Raw genomic sequence first — 18,823 nt, 5'->3', positions numbered from 1 at the left:
CATGCAAGTCAACCGTCTCAGCCAACTGTTATTTCCGCCCGCGACACCCAGCGTGACCGCCGGGCTGCTTGACGCTGCCGATACGGAGGCGCAGGGCGCGTCTTCGGGCTCCGCGGCTGCTTCACGCGCGCACCGCGCGGCGGCTACCGTGCCGGAATCGGCGACCACTCCGCAACCCGCTTCGGAGGCAAGCGTCAAGCTGGATCTGAATACCGCACAGCGCGCCCAGGCGCCTGTCACCTATGGCCCCGACGGCATGTTTGCAGGAAAGTCCAGAATTGAAGTGGCGAACACACCCGCCGAGCGCTTTGTCGCCAATGCGGTGGACATCATGCGCACCTACGAGCAGGCGCATGCGCAGCCAGCCGCAACCGGCACGCTGGACCGTCTGAAGCAGGCGGTGGTGTCCCGCTTCAGCGCGCAGGCTTGACTATTTCAGACCCAACAAGGCGTCCTTCAGCTTGAAGTCCACAGGTGTCGGACCCAACCAGATCGACATCAGCGCGCGGAAAAACTCCGGCTCCTTGAACGGCTCGCCCTGAACCTTGCCCTTGACGCTGACCACGGTTCCGGTGCCCGGAATCCATTCGATCAGCACGCGGTCGCCCGATGACAGTTGCTTGTTCTCGGCGAACACGCCGCCGATGCGGATCAGGCTGGGAACCAGCTTGGACATTTCTGTCTTGGGGTAGTTGTCCTCAATCCCGCGCACCAGTGATTTGCCCATCAGGTCGGACGGCACATCGCGCAGCATGGTCAGTGTCACGCGCTTGGGGCCGGGCAGGGCGATCAGTTCGTCCAGCGAATTGAACTTCTTGACGGCGTGCATCTCGGTCACATTGACCTTGGCGAAGAGCTTGAAGCGCACACCCGCACCGTTGAGCACCAGCGGCGTGCCAGCCACGGTCACGCTGGGCTCCACCGTGACGCCAGCGACTTCCAGCGGCGCTGCGGTGGCGGCGAACGCCAACCCCGCAGCGACCACTCCACATACCAGATTGCGTATTTGCTTCATGCGTAGCTCCACGTACTACTTGGTCACGATGGCAAAGGTGCCCGGCGCCTTGTCGATCAGGCCAAAGAAGCGCACCAGGTCGATCTTGCTGCCGCCCACCTTCAAGTCGTCGCTCAGCAGGGTGTCCTTCACCCCAGCAGTGCCGGCAATCATCTTGACGAAAATCTCTTTTGTCAGCGTCAACGTGGCGTTGGCATCCGATTCGGCGGGGGACTTCTTGAAGTGCAGTACGGAGTTTTCAATCCACAGCACGTAAGACTCCTTCAGATCCGTCAGCACCAGGTTGACCTTGAGGTCTTTGCCTTCCGCACTGGGGCCGTTCAGACCGGCGGCCATGGCTTCGAGGAAGCGCTCGATCGGAGTCTGCAACAGCATTTGCATCAGCATGGCTTTGGACACAGCTTTGGCGGGTGGGCCGTTGCGCAATTCCTGTGCAGCCGTCAGGTAGCTGTTGCGCCAGGTAGCGGCTTCTGCCATGTAGCCCATCTGGTCATAGGTCTTGGCCAGCAGTTCCTTGGCAGGCTTGCTCGAAGGATCGCCAAACACGGCCTGGTTCAGCAGCTCGGCGGCCCAGCGGTAGTCGCCCTTGTCGTACGCCGCTTGTGCAGCAGCCACTGCCTTGTCAGCACCGCCGATCAGCTCCAGATAGCGCTTGGCGGATTCCTGCGGTGGTAGCGGATTCAGGTTGGCGGGGTTGCCGTCGTAGGCGCCGATGTAGAACTGGTAGACCGCCTTGACGTTGTGGCGCAGGTCACCGTAATAGCCGCGCGCGCCAAAGTAGTTCTCCAGCGACTTGGGCAGTTTGACCTGGTCGGGGATTTCCTTGATGGTGTATCCGGCGTTGATCAGGCGCACGGTCTGGTCGTGCGTGTACTTGTAGACATCCCGGTGCATGGTGATGTGCTTCTGGATGTTGGCGCTGCCCCAGATCGGCCAGTTGTGGGATGCCATGTAGACATCCGCATCCTTGGCCTGCATCAGCGCCTGGTCCATGTAGTTGGACCAGCGCAGTGCATCACGTACCTTCGCGCCGCGCACGGGCAGCAGGTTGTGCATGGTCTGCGACAGGTTTTCAGCGCCGTCGTACAGGCGCTTGGCAGGAATGCTGAAGGTCATTTCGGCCGGGCATTCAGCGCCAGGCGCGTTATAGAACACAAAGCCCACGCCGTCGATGTCCATCTTCTGCTCGGGTTGGGTAATCAAGGCGTTAGGCGCAATGATTCCGATGGAGCCATAGGCCACATCCTTGCCCAGACCGGTGTCCACATTGCCCTTGGCATTGCGAGGCAGGTCGCGGCCAAACTGGTACAGCGAGCGGCGTGCCATCGCAGTGCCGACCATGATGTTTTCGCTGGTGGCTTCTTCCATGAAGCCTTCGGGTGCCACGATAGGAATCTTGCGCTCGGCGACTTCTTTCGGTGTCACCACACCCAGCACGCCACCGAAGTGGTCAGCGTGCGCGTGGGTGAGGATTACCGCGACGACTGGCTTCTTGCCCAGGTGTTGGCGCGCAAAGGCCAGTGCATAGCTGGAGGTTTCAGGCGCCGTCAGTGGGTCTACGACGATCCAGCCGTTCTTGCTGTCGATCAGCGTCATGTTGGCGATGTCAAAACCGCGCAACTGGTAAACGCCCTCCATCACCTTGAACAGGCCGAAATTGGCATTCAGCTGCGCGTGGCGCCACAGGCTGGGATTGACGGTGTCGGCGGGCTTGCCATCGAGAAAGTTGTACGCGTCAAAATCTTTCAGCACCGTGCCGTCGGCGGTCGTGATCTTGCCGGTGGGCTTGGCAATGAAACCGCGCTTGGCGTCTTCAAAATCCTGCTGATCGGCCAGAGGCAGGTCCTTGGCGAACTGCGCGTTGATGGCCACCGTGGTTGGTGTGGCATCGCCGGCCGCGCCGCCGATGCCCGTGTTCTTGCTGCAACCGGCCAGCACCACAAGGGCGGCGAGCAGGGCGGCGTTGAGTTTCGTGATTTTCATAATGTTTCCTCGGGTATTGCTATTTGTTTTCAGCGTGCTGCGCGAATCAGTTCTGCTGCCTTTTCGCCAATCATGATGCTCGGTGCATTGGTATTGCCGCCAATCAGCGTGGGCATGATGGACGCATCGACCACGCGCAAGCTTGCAATGCCCTTGACGCGCAACTGCGCATCGACCACGGCCATAGCGTCGCTGTCCGGGCCCATTTTGCAAGTGCCTACCGGGTGGTACTGCGTATCGGCGCGGTTGCGAATGTCCTGCTCCATCGCCTTGGCATCGTCTGCGCGCACCGGATAAAGCATCTTGCCGCGCACGTCGTTGAAGGCGCTGGCTTCCATGATGCGCTGTTGCATGCGTCCACCCTTGACCAGCAAGGCGACATCGCGTTCGTCCGACAAAAATCGGGGGTCAATCACCGGTGCCACGCGTGGGTCGGTGCTGGCCAGGCCAACAGTGCCGCGGCTGAAAGGTCGCAACACGTCCACATGGCAGGAAATGCCGTGGCCCAGATGCGGCTTGCGCGCATGGTCGTCCACCAGCGCCAGCACAAACACCAGTTGCAGATCCGGAATGATCACAGCGGGGTTGGATTTAATGAAGGCGCCCGCCGACGCGATGGTGCTGGTGACCATGCCGCTGCGCTTGTTGCGCCACTCGCGCATCGCGGCCAAGATCGCGCCAGTGCCGCGCAGCGAAACGCCAAACGTGGCGGTATCGCTGGGCACACGCCAGCTCTGCACATAGTCAATATGGTCTTGCAGGTTTTGGCCCACGCCGGGCAGATCGCGCTTGACGGCAATGCCCAGCTTCTGCAGATCGTTTGCCGCGCCAATGCCGGAGAGTTGTAGCAGCTGCGGTGAACCGAACGCTCCGGCAGACACCACCACTTCGCGGCGCGCACGCACGGTCTGCAATTGGTTGCCCTGGTAGAACTGCACGCCGGTGGCGCGTCCATCCTGAATATCAATCTTGGCGGTCACCGCACGTGTGATCACCTTCAGATTGGGTCGGTTCAGGTTGGGCGTCAGATAGCCCTTGGCGGCACTGCAGCGCTCGCCATTCTTGTGGGTGACCTGGTACAGGAATGCGCCTTCCTGGTTGGCACCGTTGTAGTCGGGGTTGGACGGGATGCCATTCAATGCAGCGGCATGCAGAAACATCTGGCTTAACGCGCTGTCAAAGCGCGGGTAGGTCACGTTCAGCGGCCCGCCCTGTCCATGAAAGCCATCATGGAATTGCTCGTTGTTTTCGGCGCGCTTGAACAGGGGCAGCACTTCGTCGTAGCTCCAGCCGGCGTTGCCCAGCGCGGCCCAGTGGTCGTAATCCCACCGGTTGCCTCGCACGTAAAGCATTGCGTTGATGGAGCTGGAACCGCCCAGCGTCTTGCCGCGGGGCTGGTAGCCCTTGCGACCATTCAACCCGGGTTGGGGCACGGTCTCGTAGCCGTAGTTGTTGATCTTGGTTGGCACCATTGCCACCACACCAGCGGGCGCGTGGATCAGTACGCTGCTGTCAGGGCCGCCGGCTTCCAGCAGGCACACCGTCACGTTGGGGTCTTCGCTCAGGCGGGCCGCCAGCACGCATCCGGCCGAGCCGGCGCCGACCACGACGTAGTCGAATTCTGTCATTTCCACGCTTGTCTCCTCGTTGTGGATTTATTGTCAGTTTGCTGACAGAATTCGTCCAATGCATTTTTAATGCGAAATCAATGCATTGAATGCATTTAAGGGGCAGGGCCATGGATTTGAAGCGCTTGAACCACTTGGTGTGCCTGGCCGACCAGCGCAACTTCGGGCGGGCTGCAGTGTTGTGCCACCTGACGCAGTCCGCCTTCAGCCGCAGCATTCAGGCGGCGGAGGAAGAACTGGGTCTGAAACTGTTTGACCGTGGCACGCTGGAAGCCACGTGTACCGATGCGGGTGCCTTTGTCGTGGAGCGGGCGCGCAAGCTCTTGTTCGAAAGCCGCTGTCTGGAGCGCGACGTGGGCCTGTACCGCGAGCGGCTGATCGGCGATCTGGCCTTTGGTGTGGGCCCGTATCCGGCTGCAACGCTGGTGCCCGCGCTGTTGACCGAAATACGCACACACTTTCCCGGCGTCTGCGTGCGGGTCGAAGTCAATAACGCCGACTACCTGGCCGCGCACTTGCGCGCCGAAGAGCTGGATTTCTACATGGCCGATGTGCGCAATGTGGCCGCGGCGGAAGACCTGTTTATCAACCGCGTGGCGCAATTGTCCGCCGGGTTCTATGTGCGGCCAGGCCATCCTTTGGTGTCCGCACAACCGGTGCCAGCGCCAGCGATCCTGCCTTTCGGTATTGGGAGCGTGCGCACGCCCGAAGCCGTGCGGCTGGGGCTGGCCGCGCTGATGGGGTTGCCCGAGGGCACGCTGGCGCCGCTAGCGGTCGAATGTGATGACCTGAACCTGCTGAAGCATTTGGCTATGACCACCGACACCGTAGTCGGCTGCACCGATGGCGGTGCGGTGGCCGATGTAGAGGCGGGGCGTCTGGTGCGCCTGCAGATCGCCAACGCGCCGCCACTGTATTCCGACATGGCCACCGTGTCGCTGAAAGGCCGCAGCTATTCGCCGATGGCGCAATTCGCGGTGGACTTCATCGCGCAGCAGACCAGCGCACATCCCCAGTCGGCCTGAGCCCACGCCGGCCGCATGCCAGTGGCGTGCCTGCAAAATGGGCGTGCAAGTCGAAAGGGCGAGAGCCACAGCCATAATCGCACCCCATGGAACTTATCGCCTTCGCTCTGGATTTCATCCTTCACGTTGACAAATACCTGGAGGCCTTTGTCCGGAACTATGGCCTGTGGGTGTATGCGCTGCTGTTTCTGATTATCTTTGTCGAAACCGGCGTGGTCGTCATGCCGTTCTTGCCCGGTGACTCGTTGTTGTTCGTTGTCGGCGCGATGTGTGGTGTCGGGCTGATGGATTTCACGGCATCGGTTGCGCTGCTGTTTGCGGCAGCGGTATTGGGCAACCAGTCCAACTATGCGATTGGCCGCTGGTTCGGGCCGCGTGTGTTCCAGTGGGAGAACTCGCGCTATTTCAACAAGAACGCGTTTAACCAAGCCCACGCGTTTTACGAAAAATACGGCGGCATCACGCTGGTGGCCGCACGCTTCATGCCGTTCCTGCGCACCTTTGCGCCCTTTGTGGCGGGCGTGGCACAGATGACGCGCTCGCGCTTCCTGTTCTTCGATGTACTGGGTGGTGCGCTATGGGTGGGCGGCATCATCACCATCGGCTACCTGTTCGGCAACATCCCCTGGGTCAAGCTGCACCTGGACAAGATCATCTGGGCGATGATCCTGATTCCTGGATTGGTGATCATTGGTGGCGCAGTGCGCAGCCGATTCAAGACAAAGAAGCAATGAGGCACGCGATTCCCGTTTTGGTTGTGTGCTTGATCTGCGGGCTGCCGCAGGTCTACGCACAAAACAACCCCGGAGTTTCGGAGCGGGACTTTCTGGACGAGGTCCCCGTAGTTTTGTCGGTCTCCAGATTGTCGCAACGTCTGGATGAGGCACCCGGGGCCGTGACGGTGCTCGATCGCGCGATGATTCGGCAGACGGGTGCCCGCGATGTCGCGGATCTGCTGCGCTTTGTGCCCGGATTTCGTGTCAGTGACTCGTTTGAAAGCAATACGCCACAGGCCAGTTATCACAACAACCTGGGTGACTATTCAAACCGGGTTCAGGTCCTGGTGGATGGCCGCTCGGTGTACTCCACATTTTTGTGGGGCAGCACCGGCCCTGGCCTGCAGACCGTGGCCATTGATGACATTGAGCGGATTGAAGTGATTCGCGGCTCCAATGCTGCCGCCTATGGTGCACGCGCCTTTCTGGGCATGATCAATATCGTCACGCGTGATACGGCCGATACCGTGGGTGCGTCGGCGCGTGTTGCTGGCGGCGACAACGGCATTCAAGACACCCTGGTGCGTTTTGGGTGGGGCAACCACCAAAGCGGATTTCGCATTACGCTGGATCAGCGTGCCGATGGCGGGCTAACAGGTGCCGCAGGCAGGGACCGTGTGAACCGTATCAATTTCCGATCGGATCTACAGATCACACCCGGTGACCGGGTTGAGGTTCGACTGGGCCAATCCGTGATTGCTGCGGCAGTTGGATTTGAGGGAGCGGATGACATTGGCGTGCGAACCCGCTGGATTTCAACCTCGTTTGCGCAATTCGACTGGCAGCGGGTCTTGAGCGCAGATGTTGATATCGCACTCCAGTATTCGCACATGGATGAGTGGGTGCAGGACCGGGTTCCGAATACCACCTACACCGACATCGTGATGGATTTCAGCGGGCGCGCCAATATCGACGCCCTGTCGCTGCAACAGACCATGCGCGTAAATCCCAGTCTGCGCGTGGTGCTGGGCGGTGAGTTGCGGCGCGAGAGCCTGGCGTCGCGCGCCATGTATGACACAGACGCTGCGCTGGAGACCGACTTCTATCGCCTTTTTGGAAATGCCGAATGGCACATGACGCCAAGCCTGGTGTTCAATGCGGGCGGCATGTGGGAACGCAACAGCGTATCGGGCGACACTTTTTCTCCCCGCACGATGCTGAACTGGCACGTCGCACAGGGGCAAACCCTGCGGTTTGGCGTGTCACGTGCCTACCGGCCCCCCAGCACCTTTGAAAACTTCAGCAACCAGGTTTACAGATCCCCGCAGTTGGCAGCGGCCGGATTCCCCAATGGGGAGTTTGTGAATTTCCGGTCACGCGGTGGGTTGCGGCCCGAAGCTATCAATGCCCAGGAGATTGGGTATTTGGGAAGCTTTGATGCAATGCACATGAACCTGGATGTGCGTCTCTTCAATGAGGACATCACAGATGTCATCAAAGAGCGCAAGGAAGCCAACGACTACACCAAGTACTACATCAACACGCTGGGCGCCAACTACTTTCTCAGCGGTGGTGGTGAAAGCATTTTGAACATCCACGGTCTGGAATACCAGCTGAAATGGCGTCCCTGGGAGGGCGGCCAATTTGCGTTGAGCCAGATGTTCATTGACAACGGCCAGCTCGACCCGCGCAGCCGATTCTCCAGCGCATCACTGATGTTTTCCCAGACGATGGGTGACTTGAATGTCAGCGTGATGGGCAGCCACAGCGAAGGCATCCCTGAGATGCCTGGCGACGGCGTACCCGCGCCGGCGATGAACCGCTGGGACTTGCGTGTTGCAAAAGGCCTGCGCTGGGGTGCGCACAAGGGAGAGTTGTCCTTTACCGTCCAGAACCTAGGGCCGGACTATCCGGACTTTCTGCCGACCTTTTATTTCCGCCGACAAGCCTTTGTCGCGCTGAAGCTGGACCTTTGAATCTAGCGCTTGGGAACGCGCTGAAAAAAGTCCCACATCACATCGTTGGCATTGATCGCCTGTGACGCCGGCTCCTTGCCAGAACGAACGTCTTTTGCGCCCGGCCAGGAGTGGCCACCGGTCTCGGTGGTGCACACCTCCACCTGTACCCCATCGGCGCACTGCTGGTAGGCCTCGCAGTACGCGCCCGGAACTTCCAGCACGCGCTTGGGCTGCCCGGTGCAGCGGTTGCGCTCGGCCCAGCGGCGTACCGTTTCGGGCACGGAGACAAAGTCCGTCACCATGCTCTTGTCCTTGAACGCATCTTCGCCCGCACCGCCGTTGTACAAAACATGCGTGTCGTTCTTCGCATGGATGTGCAAGACCGAGATCGGCTTGGCGGGCTTGCACTCCAGGGTGTTTTCGGTGCCTGCCACTGGCGCAATCGCCGCAAACGTATCCGCCATCTCGCAGGCTAGGCGATGGCTCATCATGCCGCCGTTGGACATGCCAGTGGCATAGATGCGCTGCCGGTCCACGTTTACTTGCTTTTGCACCTGCGCGACCAGCGCGCGCACAAAGCCCACGTCGTCCACCTTGCGGTCACGCGCCTGCGCGCAGCAGTTGCCCGCGTTCCAGGTCGCTAGCTTGCCAGAGGGAAGGCGGCTGTAGCCATTGGGGAAAACTGCAATGAAGCCCACACTGTCGGCCTTGCCGACCACGTTGTAGTTGGTATTGGCTTGCAGGCTCATGTCGCCACCGCCGCCGTGGAAGGCAAACACCACGGGCATGGGCGTTTCTGGCTTGTAGCTTGGTGGAACGTGTACGAGGTAGGTGCGTTTCAGATCGCCATGCTGCAACGTGTAGCTGTAGTCGCCCGGCTGCGTGATCGCCTCGGAGTTGCTGCTGGTGCTGCCCTTTTCCTGCTTGCGCTCAGCCAACCGTTCCTTGATGCGCTCGCGCAGCGTCTTCTCCTGCGCATGCAGTTGCCAGGGGCTGGCCAGGGCGAGGAGCAAAAGAATCAGGGACCATCGTTTCATGCCATTGCTCCTGGTGGTGGTGCCTAGCTGGTGGTGCGCTTGCGCGCCAGCGGCGGGTTCTTGGAAAAGTAGGCGGTGATGCCACGCATCAGCGCATCGGCCAACTGGTTCTGGTAGTCCTCGCTGTTGAGCTTGGTTTCTTCCGATGGGTTGCTGATGAAAGCGGCTTCGACCAGGATGCTGGGGATATCGGGCGCCTTCAGCACTGCAAAGCCAGCTTGCTCCACGCGCGCCTTGTGCAGCTTGCCGACGCGGCCAATCTCGCCCAGCACGTTCTTGCCCAATTTGAGACTGTCGTTGATCTGCGCCGTGGTGCTCATGTCCAAGAGCGCGCGCTGCACCGTCGCGTCCTTGGTTTTTACATTGAGGCCACCAATCAGGTCGGCCTTGTTTTCCTTGGCCGCCATCCAGCGTGCAGCGCTGCTGGAGGCGCCATTCTGGCTTAGCGCGAACACGCTGGCACCTTGTGGGTCGGGCGTGAAGAATGCGTCTGCATGCAGGCTGACGAAGAGGTCGGCCTGTACCCGACGTGCCTTTTGCACGCGCACTTGCAGCGGCACAAAGAAGTCGGCATCGCGCGTAAGGTAAGCGCGCATCGTGTTGCCGCGTATCGTGGTGGCGTTGATGCGCTCGCGCAGTAGATGCGCCAGCTTCAGCACCACGTCTTTTTCCCGCGTGCCCGCCGGGCCAATCGCTCCTGGGTCTTCCCCGCCGTGACCGGGGTCCAGCGCAATGATGATCAGCCGGTCCGTAATCGGAAACTCGGATTCAGAGGCTTTTGGGGCTGAAGCGCCCGCAGATGGTGCGTGAGAAGCTCCTGATTTAGGAGCAGACGCGGCGGGCAATTTTCCCGTCTGGCGCGCGATCAGCTCATCCAGCGCGTCCACACCCAGTTTGACGGGCGGCGTCGAAGGTTTGGGTGAGGGTTTGACAGGCGGCTGCATCTGCTCGGCAATCAGCGCCTCCAGCGGGTCGGCCTCCACCTCGGGGTACAGGTCCAACACCAGCCTGTGCTGATATGCGGCGACGGGCGCCAAGGTGAACACTTGCGGACGCGCCGGAGCTTTGAGGTCAATCACCAAGCGCACTGTGGTCGGGTTGAACTGCCCCACGCGGATGCCCGCGATATTGGGGTCATCGGCCTTCACTTTGGCCACCAGCTCTTTGAGCGCCGGATTCAGCGTGATGCCTTCAATGTCCACTGCCAAGCGCGGCGGGTTGGCAACAAAGTTCTGTGTGGCCTTCAGCGCAGCGTCGGACTCGATGGTGACGCGGGAGTATTCGGGGGCAGGCCAGACGCGTACCGTCAGGATGTTGGCGCCCCAGGCGATATGCGGCAGACCCAGCGACAGCACGATGCTGCCGCTGCGCAGTACGTCGCGGCGCTTCAAACAGTGCCTCCCGGCGGTGTCGTTTGCGGCACGGCTTGCAATAGCGCGAGGCCGGTAGCGGTATGCGCAGTGAGCGTGACTTCGCGTTCGGTATCAGTTGCGGTTCGAATGTGAATATCCATATCGGGTGTCGGCAGCATACCAACAGCTTTCTCCGGCCATTCAGCAAGTTTCAGGCCGGGGCTGGCGAAGATGTCGCGAAAGCCTGCGTCTTCCCATTCACGCGGATCGCTGAAGCGGTAGAAGTCAAAGTGCCAGACCTCCATCGCGTCCAGTGAATACGACTCCACTACCGCATAGGTCGGACTTTTGATGCGCCCGGTCACACCCAGCGATTGCAGCAGATGGCGTACAAAGGTTGTCTTGCCAGCGCCCAGATCGCCATGCAGTGCAATGAAGGCATGATGCAGCGCGGGCTGCGCGGCCAGCCTGGCGGCGAACAAATGCGTGGCAGTTTCATCCGGCCAGCGCAGGCTTCGCACGGCGCTTTCTACAATGGAGAGGTGACTATCAACCGTATGCAATTCGATGGGAACCAACTGGTTTCGCAAATAGGGGACTGGGCCCGGGAACTTGGATTCTCCCAAATTGGCGTGACCGGGGTAAATTTGGCCTCCGCCGAGCCCGGATTGTTGTCCTGGCTGGAGGCCGGCTGCCACGGTGAGATGGACTATATGGAGCGCCACGGCCTCAAGCGCGCCCGCCCGGCCGAGCTGGTTCCGGGCACGGTGCGCGTGATCAGCGCGCGCATGGATTACCTCCCGAAAAATACGCCAGACGGCTGGACCGAGACGGAACTTGCGCGGCTGGATAAGCCCGCCCAAGGCACGGTGTCGCTATACGCCCGGGGGCGGGATTACCACAAGGTCTTGCGCAAACGATTGCAGCAATTGAGCGAACGCATTGCCGAACATATCGGACCGCTGGGCTACCGCGTGTTCACAGACTCTGCGCCGGTGCTGGAGGTCGAACTTGCTACACGCAGTGCCCTTGGCTGGCGCGGCAAGCACACGCTGCTGCTGAACCGCGATGCGGGGTCGATGTTCTTCCTCGGCGAAATCTTTGTCGATGTACCGCTGCCCGAGAGCGAACCTGTGGCCGACCACTGCGGTACCTGCAGCGCCTGTATCACGGCCTGCCCCACGCAGGCCATCGTCGCGCCACATCAGCTCGATGCGCGGCGCTGTATCTCGTATCTGACCATTGAACACGCAGGGCCTATCCCGCTGGAGTTCCGCGAAGCCATAGGCAACCGTATCTATGGCTGCGACGACTGCCAGCTGGTCTGCCCCTGGAACAAGTTTGCCAAGCGCAGTGCCTTGCCCGACTTTGATCCGCGCGAAGGCCTGACGGGCGCCATGCTTTCACAGTTGCTGGACTGGAGCGAAGGCGATTTTCTGCGCCTGACCGAAGGCAGTCCTATTCGGCGTATTGGCCACGAGCGCTGGCTGCGCAATGTGGCCGTGGCCTGTGGCAACGCGCTGCGTGGCCAGGACAACACTCAAATACGCGCAGCGCTACAACGGCGTCTTGCGCACGACAGCGCGCTGGTACGCGAACACGCAGAGTGGGCGCTGCTGCAAGCGCCAGCTGCTTTGCATTAATTTTTGTTCTTGGAGACAGCTATGGCCTACGACCTGCTCATCATCGACCCACAAAACGACTTCCTGGACATTGAAGGCGCTGCATTGCCCGTGACCGGCGCCAATGCCGACATGAGCCGTCTGGCGCACTGGCTGGGCCAACACTTGGAAGAGGTCGCAAGCATCACCGTCACGCTGGACTCGCACGCCAGCGTTGGCATAGAGCGCACCAGCTTCTGGCTGCACGGCGATGGCAAGCCCGTGGACCCATTCACCGTCATCACAGCTGCCGATCTGCAGGCAGGCAAGTACAAGCCGCGCCACAGCGGGCGCGAGCCTGAAGTGCTGGCGTATCTGAAAGCGCTGGAGACCAACGCCAAGCGCCAGCTCGTCGTCTGGCCCGTGCACTGCGTCGTCGGCACTTGGGGCCACAACATCCAGTCGGCACTGTCCGATGTACTGGCGCAATGGGAAGCACAGACTGGCAAGATCTGTGACAAGGTGCTCAAAGGTCAGAACACGATGACTGAGCAGTACAGCGCCTTCAAGGCCGAAGTGCCGCGCGCGGATGATCCGCGCACTGCGCTGCGCCGCGATCTGATGGATCGATTGGGCAAGGGCAACAACACGCTACTGGTCGCTGGCGAAGCATCCAGCCACTGTGTCGCCGCGTCGGTGGACGACATGCTGGCGAACTTATCGCCAGAACGTCTGCGTCAGACTGTGCTTTTGACGGACTGCATGAGTCCAGTCGGTGGGTTTGAGGAGGCTGCGGACGCGATGTTGGATCGGGCGCGTCGGCATGGGGTGGCAGCGCAGGAGGTGGGGAAATTGAACGGATGAGGTGGCAGCAATCGAGGCGAAGCTGACTTCGATCCTGTCCTGGCAGCGTCCGAAAAGCGGACATTCAAAATTCGTGGAGGAGCATTCGTAGAAAAAGATATGTCCTCAGTCCAATATCCCGACATTACGTCAATAAATTGGACCATCCTGTAGTTCATCTACGATGAATTCCCCCACAAGGCGAGCGTGCCCCACGGCCACATATGCGGTGTCAAATTCCGGCAAGTCTGGGAATTCTCTTCGCTGTACTTCACCGGGGTCATCGCGTCTAACTATCACCCGAGCCCCAAAACGCCCATTGGCTTGCGGCACAGGAGCACAGTGCAGGTCGTAGCCGCGGTGTGTAAAGCAATAAATTTCATCCATTCCGTCCTCTCCACCCCCAATAAGGAGATGTGAACCCGCAGGTGCCAATGCGGCATCGACAAACGTCAAATTCTGCCGGCCAGTAGAAGTACCAACAGGATGATCACCAGCAACCCCAATCCACCAGTAGGGCCATACCCCCATCCTCGGCTGTGTGGCCAAGCTGGTATTACACCGATAAGTGCCAAGACCAAAATAATCAGCAAGATTGTTGCAATGCTCATGTCGAATTCCTCTAGTTTGGTAGAAGCCAACTACAGGAAGCGGCTTACTGATCGCAAGCTGCATCAGTGCACGTAGGATCTCCTGTTTGGACCGCGTTGTCCGTGCGCTGGGGCACTCTATGCGAACACCATGCTGGACATTGAAACGTTCTATCCGTGGAACAGGAGCGCTCCATTAGCGGTTCATCGCCGACATCCGCCAAACGGACCCTCCATGACGCAGCTCAGGTGCTTCGGTGCGGTATCGAACAGATGGTTTCTATGCGCATCAATTGGATGAAGTCCTAGGACAAAACCCCGTTTGTCGTCGACATGTTCGAGTCAACATCGGAGGCTCTCTAGCATCGACGTTGTTGGCAGGGTTTCGGTCTTGCGTTGATAGGTAGCGGATGCGAATCTCAAGGCAACTATGTGACCAAGACAACATTAGCACCGGCTGAATACATTGCACAACTCAACGAAGTTCTGCAGCGCGAAGAAAAGTTCAGACCCGGAATGCGCTTCTACCTCAACCCAAACAGCAGCTCACAGTTCACGAGTGTTGACGTGGCGTGGTTCGAACCCTTTGTTTTTTTGGACTTGGCAGCATCTGTACAAAGAAAAGTCGACGAGGAATTTCAAATCGTCTTTCCAACTGGGAACTGAACATGTGCCGCATCGAGCCTGACTCCTTCTGCATTGGCGCTCGCCCGACCCAAGAGCGGGGCTGCATCAAAAGGTAGTTGTGCAACTATTGAGATCTACGACGCGTGGGTCGGTTCGAAAAATTTGCGTGTCAACTGAATAGTTGCGAAGTGCGTTGTAGAACGGATCACCAAACTTTTGTTTGATGACACCACGTTTACTCAAAGGACTTCCATGAATAAGTTACTCGCCACTCTGATCGCCACCTTGCTTACTGGCGCTGCTTTCGCGCAAGCCTCAGCCCCGGCCACTCCAGCTGTGGTGAAGGCAGAAGTCAAAGCCGAAAAGGCGGTCGCTACTGCAGTGAAAAGCGAAGCCAAAGTTGACGCAAAGGCCGACGCCAAAGTTGAAAAAGCAGAACTCAAAGCCACTGAAGAAAAAACCAAGGCTGTGACCAAGTCCGCGGACATCAAAACCAAGGCCAAAGCCAAAGTTGCCAAAGCCGACCCCGAAGACAAAGCCAAAGTCACAGCCAAAGCTGAAAAAGCCAGCGCCAATGCTGATGCTAAATCCGACAAGACCGCGATCAAGGCAGACGCTAAGGTGGAGACCGTGAAGGCCAACGCTGCTGCCGACAAGAGTGTCGCCAAAGTCGAAACCAACGCGGTCAAGGCAGAAGCCAAGGCCGATGTGAAAGCAGCCGGCAGCAAGTAATTTGCATGCAATGGTTTGTAGGCCACGCCTGCAAACACATCGAGAAAAGGACAGGTCTTGACCTGTCCTTTTTTATGTGCGCGCCGACCACCCGAGCCAGATGTCTGTTACTGGCACGCTACGGCAATCGAGACGAAGCGGAAGTGCCATTGCGCAGGTTGCAATGCCTAAACCGGACATCCCGATACCCTCAGATATGGCGCGTTCGTTTGCTATGCTTTGGCGACCATGAGCCGTTCCCGTCCCCCGCGTTTAATCCGATTCAACAAGCCCTATGGCGTGCTCAGCCAATTCCAGGCCGAAGGCCGTTGGCGCGGTCTGAAGGAATTTATCGACTTGCCCGATGTCTACGCTGCCGGGCGTCTGGACGCCGACAGCGAAGGACTGTTGCTGCTGACCAATGATGGAAAGCTGCAGGCCCACATTGCCGATCCGCGTTTCAAGATGGCCAAGACCTATTGGGTTCAGGTGGAAGGCACACCCGAAGAAGAAGCACTATTGGCCTTGCGACTGGGCGTGCAACTGAACGACGGCCTGACGCGACCGGCCCAGGTACGCGGGCTTGTGGATGCGCCAGCATTGTGGGACCGGGTACCCCCAATTCGAGTGCGACAAAATATCCAGACATCATGGCTTGAACTGGTGATCCACGAAGGACGCAATCGTCAGGTGCGACGCATGACCGCCGCCGTTGGCCACCCAACCTTGAGGCTGATTCGCGCGGCCATTGGCCCCTACAACCTTGAAGGGCTGGCGCCGGGTACTTGGCTCGACGCGGCTCCCTGAGTCCTTTGCGCGCAAAGACATCGCGCAGCAGATATCGCCCCATCCAAAAGCGGATATCGTCGTTATCGATACTTCCGCAAAATCTCCTCTATCTGCCCCGACTTCCTCAACTCCTTCAACGCCGCCAATATCCGTGAAGGCGTTACACGCCCCGTCTTGGGTATGCCGCACTGGAAGTCATTGCGAGAAATAACCACATTCCACGCAGACAGTTGGTGCTGCGGCGTATTGCGCTGGTACCAGCGCAGCGCCAGCGTGTCACTGACGCCATAGCGCGTACGTCCGACGCTCAACTTGCGCATCACTTTCTCTTGGTCTACCGTATCCTCTCGGATCAATATTCCGCCGGAAAAGAATGGATCTAGCACGGGATAAACATAGCCCAGTACGGTGCTGACGGTCGCGCCCGCCGTCACCTCAGAAAGGTTCTTGACGAATTCAGTGGTGTTGGTGCCAAACAGCACCTCGGACATCTCGAATAGCCGCCCGGTCCACACAAACTGGTCCGGGCTGTCTGTCCACTTTGGGGTCAAGTAACAGCGCAGATCGATATCTCCAGCCAGCGACGCCCGATCGATGCGTTTGCGCGGAAGCACGACGATAGACACCGGCATGCCAAGCGGTTTCTGCAGGGCCTGCGCCAAGTCAAACATGATGCCGCCGACCAGCTGATTGTCTTTCACTTCGCCGTACGGCATGGTCCAAGTACTCAGGGCCGCGAAGCGTAGCGATTGCTGCGCCCATGCTGCAGGCGCAACCAAGTAAACCGCCATCGCCATCGCCAGCAAGCGCCTGCGAACCCAGTGCTTTTTATCCAACATCGTTTCAGCTTAGCACGAGGGCCTTGTTACAGGTTACTGCTTTTCGTTGCACGGAAAGATGAAAGCAAGCTGAAACTACTACCGAGACGAAGCGGTCTTAATGTCTGTAGATTTCAATGCTGTAAACCGACATTCGCCGATTGCCGCAGTCACCTTCGCAAGATCGTAAGAATCTGTCCAGACTTGGTTATTCGAATATCGGACACGTTCCGAATGCATATACTCGCCGACCGCAGCCCTGAAGACAGACATGACATCACAGGCTCGTCAGCGCTCGCCCAAGTACACCCAGTGTGAACACGAGATCAACACCATGAAGAAAATCATTACCACGCGGCTCCTTCTGGCCTTTGAGGCGCGTTCCTTGCTCCTGTGTTTGCGGGCGGCCTTCAGCGCTGTGTTACTGCTGTCGATTTTCCCACCGGCAAAATCCGCCGAAGCTGATGTTCCGCAGGCAGCTGCGCCCTCCGCCGGCGCGATATTGTTCTGGTCTTTCGAGCAGCAGAAGGCCGGATACCCCCACATGGAGGACCTGCGCCCATCCCGCCTCATCAAGCGCGGCGCGACGGCCACGCCGCTGCCAGTGGCCGTCAAACCACTGGATGTGACTTTCAAGGTCGGAGACCAGACCTGGACCGTCGACGACTACATGACGCGTAACCGCACCGCAGGCCTGCTGGTATTGAAGGATGGCCAAGTGGTGCTGGAGCGCTACGGCCTGGGCCAGACGCCGCAGATGCGCTGGACCAGCTTTTCGGTCGCCAAATCCTTTTCGTCGACTCTCGTCGGCGCCGCCATCAAGGACGGACGGATTCGCAGTCTTGAAGACCCCATCACCACCTACCTGCCGGGACTCAAGAACTCCGGTTACGAGGGCGTCACCATTCGGCAGGTGCTCAACATGACGTCGGGAGTGCGCTGGAACGAAGACTATGCAGACCCCAACTCCGACGTCGCTCGCTTTGGCAACGAGCCCTCGATCAACGGTTCGGATCCGGTCGTGACGTACATGGCACGCCTGCCGCGTGAAGCCGCGCCTGGCACCAAGTGGGTCTACAAGACCGGCGAGACCAACCTGGTTGGCTCGCTGGTGCGGGCGGCGACCGGCAAGACACTGTCCGATTACCTGTCCGAGAAGATATGGCAGCCATTGGGCATGGAGGGCGACGCTTACTGGATGATCGACCGCTCCGGCGGTGAAATCGCCGGCTGCTGCTTGTCGGCCACGCTGCGTGACTATGGCCGCTTCGCGGAGTTCTTCATGCGCGGTGCCCGCCTGCCAAACGGGCAATCCGTGGTGCCGGACGGTTGGGTGGAACAGGCCACCACCACTACACCCGAAGCCACCGAGGGCATGCAGGGACGCGGCGGCTATGGCCTGCAGTGGTGGACGACACGCGGCAAGGCCTACCGAGCCGCTGGTATCTTTGGTCAGGGCATGTGGATCGATCCCGAGCTCAGTATCGTCGTGGTCACGCAAAGCGCCTGGCCGGGCGCTACTGACCCTCAGTCGGCCCGGATCCGACAAGCCCTGATCGATGCCATCACTGCGCAATACCGCAAGAACTAGGCAATAGCCCTAGGGTTACTCAGGCCAGTCTCTGGCAACTTCGTGAAGGTCTGCATTGTGTTGGCAGTGCCTATTTAGTCTTGGCCTGGTCAATGCCAGCTCAGGGCGCGGAAAAAGACTTCACTGAACGTCAGTTGGCTGGCAAGTTGACATAGACTAAATTGACATCTCCGAACCGGTCATCTACCAATCTCAAAGATGACCCTATGCCGCTATCGAGACAAAGCTGTCTAGCGGTTGCTCCGGCGGATAGCCCCTGAGCTGACATCAAAGTGCGAGTATCAGATGGGCGGCTTTACTGACACGTTCGTTCAGTGATTTGGTACTTACGCAAAGTTTTTCTATAAGTGCCATCTTGAGAGACCTGATCAAAGGCGCGGCGCCACTGGGCAATCTCAGCATCGGGCATTGCCAGATTCCCTGCAAGCCAAATACCACGCGAGTAGATTGGTTTACCTATACTGAATTCGCTGGGCTTCAATCCCGCTTGAGTCAGTTCGTAGACACTGATTTCTTGCGTCCCGAAAATGACGTCAATC

At 59.3% G+C, this 18,823-nt stretch carries 19 protein-coding genes; 10 read left to right on the top strand and 9 right to left on the bottom strand.

Annotated features, from left to right (window positions below; genetic code table 11):
• Position 1: 1 nt before the first annotated feature.
• A complete protein-coding gene (locus tag AC1DV6_RS17095; protein ID WP_477979552.1) occupies positions 2-430 on the top strand; it encodes a hypothetical protein in 429 nt (142 codons plus the stop codon).
• On the opposite strand, the gene AC1DV6_RS17090 is transcribed toward AC1DV6_RS17095, so the two are convergent.
• The 3 genes from AC1DV6_RS17090 to AC1DV6_RS17080 are packed head-to-tail and all read right to left on the bottom strand — an operon-like array spanning position 431 to position 4,626.
• A complete protein-coding gene (locus AC1DV6_RS17090; RefSeq protein WP_477979550.1) occupies positions 431-1,015 on the bottom strand; it encodes a chalcone isomerase family protein in 585 nt (194 codons plus the stop codon).
• 15 nt (positions 1,016-1,030) lie between these two features.
• Positions 1,031-2,998 (bottom strand): alkyl/aryl-sulfatase, encoded by a 1,968-nt coding sequence (locus tag AC1DV6_RS17085; RefSeq protein WP_477979548.1) that lies wholly within the window; start codon positions 2,996-2,998, stop codon positions 1,031-1,033.
• Positions 2,999-3,027: 29 nt separating this feature from the next.
• Positions 3,028-4,626 carry a GMC family oxidoreductase gene (locus AC1DV6_RS17080; protein ID WP_477979745.1) on the bottom strand — a complete coding sequence of 533 codons (1,599 nt, stop codon included), beginning with the start codon at positions 4,624-4,626 and terminating at the stop codon, positions 3,028-3,030.
• A gap of 110 nt (positions 4,627-4,736) precedes the next feature.
• Between AC1DV6_RS17080 and AC1DV6_RS17075 the strand changes: the two genes are divergently transcribed.
• The 3 genes from AC1DV6_RS17075 (at position 4,737) to AC1DV6_RS17065 (ending at position 8,343) form a co-directional block, all read left to right on the top strand.
• Positions 4,737-5,651: a LysR family transcriptional regulator gene (locus AC1DV6_RS17075; RefSeq protein WP_477979546.1), complete on the top strand. Its 915-nt coding sequence runs from the start codon at positions 4,737-4,739 to the stop codon at positions 5,649-5,651.
• An 86-nt stretch (positions 5,652-5,737) separates the two neighbouring features.
• Positions 5,738-6,385, top strand: coding sequence for a VTT domain-containing protein (locus tag AC1DV6_RS17070; RefSeq protein ID WP_477979544.1), 648 nt, complete (start codon positions 5,738-5,740; stop codon positions 6,383-6,385).
• Complete coding sequence (locus tag AC1DV6_RS17065; RefSeq protein ID WP_477979542.1) at positions 6,382-8,343, top strand: TonB-dependent receptor plug domain-containing protein; 1,962 nt, start codon at positions 6,382-6,384, stop codon at positions 8,341-8,343. The genes AC1DV6_RS17070 and AC1DV6_RS17065 overlap by 4 nt, the downstream gene beginning before the upstream one ends.
• 2 nt (positions 8,344-8,345) lie before the next feature.
• Here AC1DV6_RS17065 and AC1DV6_RS17060 read toward each other — a convergent pair whose 3' ends face one another.
• Genes AC1DV6_RS17060 through tsaE form a run of 3 tightly spaced genes read right to left on the bottom strand, consistent with a single transcriptional unit; the run spans position 8,346 to position 11,235 of the window.
• Positions 8,346-9,362 carry a CE1 family esterase gene (locus tag AC1DV6_RS17060; protein ID WP_477979540.1) on the bottom strand — a complete coding sequence of 339 codons (1,017 nt, stop codon included), beginning with the start codon at positions 9,360-9,362 and terminating at the stop codon, positions 8,346-8,348.
• Between the two features lie 23 nt (positions 9,363-9,385).
• On the bottom strand, positions 9,386-10,753 hold the full coding sequence (locus AC1DV6_RS17055) for an N-acetylmuramoyl-L-alanine amidase (RefSeq protein WP_477979538.1): 1,368 nt from the start codon (positions 10,751-10,753) through the stop codon (positions 9,386-9,388).
• A complete protein-coding gene (gene tsaE / locus AC1DV6_RS17050; RefSeq protein ID WP_477979536.1) occupies positions 10,750-11,235 on the bottom strand; it encodes a tRNA (adenosine(37)-N6)-threonylcarbamoyltransferase complex ATPase subunit type 1 TsaE in 486 nt (161 codons plus the stop codon). Before tsaE ends, AC1DV6_RS17055 begins: the two co-directional genes overlap by 4 nt.
• A 36-nt stretch (positions 11,236-11,271) precedes the next feature.
• Here tsaE and queG point away from each other — a divergent pair, with 36 nt between their 5' ends.
• Complete coding sequence (gene queG / locus AC1DV6_RS17045; protein WP_477979743.1) at positions 11,272-12,357, top strand: tRNA epoxyqueuosine(34) reductase QueG; 1,086 nt, start codon at positions 11,272-11,274, stop codon at positions 12,355-12,357.
• A 21-nt stretch (positions 12,358-12,378) separates the two neighbouring features.
• Entirely contained in the window at positions 12,379-13,179 is an 801-nt protein-coding gene (locus tag AC1DV6_RS17040; RefSeq protein WP_477979534.1) for a cysteine hydrolase family protein, read from the top strand.
• Between the two features lie 431 nt (positions 13,180-13,610).
• Here AC1DV6_RS17040 and AC1DV6_RS17035 read toward each other — a convergent pair whose 3' ends face one another.
• Positions 13,611-13,769 (bottom strand): DUF3309 family protein, encoded by a 159-nt coding sequence (locus tag AC1DV6_RS17035; protein ID WP_477979532.1) that lies wholly within the window; start codon positions 13,767-13,769, stop codon positions 13,611-13,613.
• A gap of 411 nt (positions 13,770-14,180) precedes the next feature.
• Between AC1DV6_RS17035 and AC1DV6_RS17030 the strand changes: the two genes are divergently transcribed.
• The 3 genes from AC1DV6_RS17030 to AC1DV6_RS17020 all read left to right on the top strand — a co-directional run bounded on the left by AC1DV6_RS17030 (position 14,181) and on the right by AC1DV6_RS17020 (position 15,893).
• Complete coding sequence (locus AC1DV6_RS17030) at positions 14,181-14,414, top strand: hypothetical protein (RefSeq protein WP_477979530.1); 234 nt, start codon at positions 14,181-14,183, stop codon at positions 14,412-14,414.
• Positions 14,415-14,627: 213 nt separating this feature from the next.
• Positions 14,628-15,107 (top strand): hypothetical protein, encoded by a 480-nt coding sequence (locus AC1DV6_RS17025; RefSeq protein WP_477979528.1) that lies wholly within the window; start codon positions 14,628-14,630, stop codon positions 15,105-15,107.
• Positions 15,108-15,335: 228 nt separating this feature from the next.
• Positions 15,336-15,893 (top strand): pseudouridine synthase, encoded by a 558-nt coding sequence (locus AC1DV6_RS17020; RefSeq protein ID WP_477979526.1) that lies wholly within the window; start codon positions 15,336-15,338, stop codon positions 15,891-15,893.
• A 62-nt stretch (positions 15,894-15,955) separates the two neighbouring features.
• On the opposite strand, the gene AC1DV6_RS17015 is transcribed toward AC1DV6_RS17020, so the two are convergent.
• Positions 15,956-16,714, bottom strand: a complete 759-nt coding sequence (locus tag AC1DV6_RS17015; protein ID WP_477979524.1) for a substrate-binding periplasmic protein — start codon at positions 16,712-16,714, stop codon at positions 15,956-15,958.
• 250 nt (positions 16,715-16,964) lie between these two features.
• Between AC1DV6_RS17015 and AC1DV6_RS17010 the strand changes: the two genes are divergently transcribed.
• Positions 16,965-18,284 carry a serine hydrolase domain-containing protein gene (locus AC1DV6_RS17010; protein WP_477979522.1) on the top strand — a complete coding sequence of 440 codons (1,320 nt, stop codon included), beginning with the start codon at positions 16,965-16,967 and terminating at the stop codon, positions 18,282-18,284.
• A 295-nt stretch (positions 18,285-18,579) separates the two neighbouring features.
• Here AC1DV6_RS17010 and AC1DV6_RS17005 read toward each other — a convergent pair.
• Positions 18,580-18,823: hypothetical protein (locus AC1DV6_RS17005; RefSeq protein ID WP_477979520.1), on the bottom strand; the 244-nt coding region annotated here is incomplete at its 5' end.

Source organism: Rhodoferax sp. P2_H8_2 (genome assembly GCF_056403235.1).
This window is presented reverse-complemented; position numbering and strand designations above follow the sequence as displayed.

What these genes read in the sequence shown, in the direction of transcription:
- AC1DV6_RS17095 (WP_477979552.1), top strand. Translation starts at nt 2, where the DNA reads ATGCAAGTCAACCGTCTCAGCCAACTGTTATTTCCGCCCGCGACACCC.
- AC1DV6_RS17075 (WP_477979546.1), top strand. Translation starts at nt 4,737, where the DNA reads ATGGATTTGAAGCGCTTGAACCACTTGGTGTGCCTGGCCGACCAGCGC.
- AC1DV6_RS17060 (WP_477979540.1), bottom strand. Translation starts at nt 9,362, where the DNA reads ATGAAACGATGGTCCCTGATTCTTTTGCTCCTCGCCCTGGCCAGCCCC.
- queG (WP_477979743.1), top strand. Translation starts at nt 11,272, where the DNA reads ATGCAATTCGATGGGAACCAACTGGTTTCGCAAATAGGGGACTGGGCC.
- AC1DV6_RS17070 (WP_477979544.1), top strand. Translation starts at nt 5,738, where the DNA reads ATGGAACTTATCGCCTTCGCTCTGGATTTCATCCTTCACGTTGACAAA.
- AC1DV6_RS17015 (WP_477979524.1), bottom strand. Translation starts at nt 16,714, where the DNA reads ATGTTGGATAAAAAGCACTGGGTTCGCAGGCGCTTGCTGGCGATGGCG.
- AC1DV6_RS17040 (WP_477979534.1), top strand. Translation starts at nt 12,379, where the DNA reads ATGGCCTACGACCTGCTCATCATCGACCCACAAAACGACTTCCTGGAC.
- AC1DV6_RS17020 (WP_477979526.1), top strand. Translation starts at nt 15,336, where the DNA reads ATGAGCCGTTCCCGTCCCCCGCGTTTAATCCGATTCAACAAGCCCTAT.
- AC1DV6_RS17035 (WP_477979532.1), bottom strand. Translation starts at nt 13,769, where the DNA reads ATGAGCATTGCAACAATCTTGCTGATTATTTTGGTCTTGGCACTTATC.
- AC1DV6_RS17090 (WP_477979550.1), bottom strand. Translation starts at nt 1,015, where the DNA reads ATGAAGCAAATACGCAATCTGGTATGTGGAGTGGTCGCTGCGGGGTTG.
- AC1DV6_RS17080 (WP_477979745.1), bottom strand. Translation starts at nt 4,626, where the DNA reads ATGACAGAATTCGACTACGTCGTGGTCGGCGCCGGCTCGGCCGGATGC.
- AC1DV6_RS17065 (WP_477979542.1), top strand. Translation starts at nt 6,382, where the DNA reads ATGAGGCACGCGATTCCCGTTTTGGTTGTGTGCTTGATCTGCGGGCTG.
- AC1DV6_RS17085 (WP_477979548.1), bottom strand. Translation starts at nt 2,998, where the DNA reads ATGAAAATCACGAAACTCAACGCCGCCCTGCTCGCCGCCCTTGTGGTG.
- AC1DV6_RS17010 (WP_477979522.1), top strand. Translation starts at nt 16,965, where the DNA reads ATGACATCACAGGCTCGTCAGCGCTCGCCCAAGTACACCCAGTGTGAA.
- AC1DV6_RS17025 (WP_477979528.1), top strand. Translation starts at nt 14,628, where the DNA reads ATGAATAAGTTACTCGCCACTCTGATCGCCACCTTGCTTACTGGCGCT.